Source organism: Streptomyces sp. WM6386, from assembly GCF_000972385.1.
In the GTDB taxonomy this organism is placed as follows: Bacteria; Actinomycetota; Actinomycetes; order Streptomycetales; family Streptomycetaceae; genus Streptomyces.
Genome location: NZ_JXTE01000264.1, coordinates 1 through 884, shown reverse-complemented (window position 1 = coordinate 884; position 884 = coordinate 1). Strand labels below are relative to the sequence as shown.

Sequence of the window (884 nt, the reverse complement as noted above, 5' to 3'; positions counted from 1 at the left end):
GCTCAAGTGGCCAGGGTTGAACGCGAATTGCATCGTGGACCGCTGGCGCATGGCGGGGCGGTCAGCGGTGGACACTGGCCCGCGAGAAGACGGTGATCGATCGAGTGTTCCACGTCTCGTACACGCTCCAAGGCACGCGGCGGCTGCTGAGGCGGCACAGCCGGTCGTGGCAGCAGCCCGCCCGCCGGGCCATCGAACGCGACGACACGGCGATCGAGTGGTGGACGAAGAACGTGTGGCCGTGGGTAGAAGCACCGCGGCGGCGCTCGGTGCCTGGAGCGTCGTCCAGGACGAGGCGACCGGGCGATCGGCGGGTTGCCGACGTGGCTGTCGGTCACCTCGTCCAACGAGTGGCACGAAGGGAGCTCCATCGAGCCGGCCGACGCCACCCCTCCCTCCGGCCACGGCTCCCAGACCTACAGCGGCGCCTACGGGGCACATGGGAGAGGCGGCACAGGCGGCCTACCTGAATCGCGCCACGTACCGACTCGCCTATTGGACGGGCCCAGGCTATTGGCAGTGGTCTGGTCGGGGGCTGGTTGAAGGCCTGCGCGATCTGCTGGTAGGCGGCGCCTTGGTCGTGAGGCCGGACCGTGATCGGATATTCGGTGTTCTGCCGGCCCCATGAGGACACAGGATGGTGCGCATGACTTTGGCCATCCCCATATTGCACACGGCTTGCCTGCGACTGCGGCCCTTCGCCGAGGCCGACGCGGACCCACTGTTCGCGCTGCACAGCAGCGCCTACGTGATGCGCTACTGGGACTCTCCGCCGTGGACCGACCGGGCCCGCGCCGAGCGGTTCATCGCGATGTGCCGGACGATGGCGGACGAAGGCACCGGGGCGCGGGTGGCCATCGAGCGCGCTTCTGATGGGGCCTTCG

At 68.9% G+C, this 884-nt stretch carries 1 protein-coding gene and 1 pseudogene; both read left to right on the top strand.

What is annotated here, in order from left to right; genetic code table 11:
- Positions 1-298 (top strand): annotated as a pseudogene (locus TN53_RS49695) (winged helix-turn-helix domain-containing protein); the annotation flags it as partial.
- A gap of 348 nt (positions 299-646) precedes the next feature.
- Positions 647-884: GNAT family N-acetyltransferase (locus TN53_RS41130; RefSeq protein ID WP_046263999.1), on the top strand; the 238-nt coding region annotated here is incomplete at its 3' end.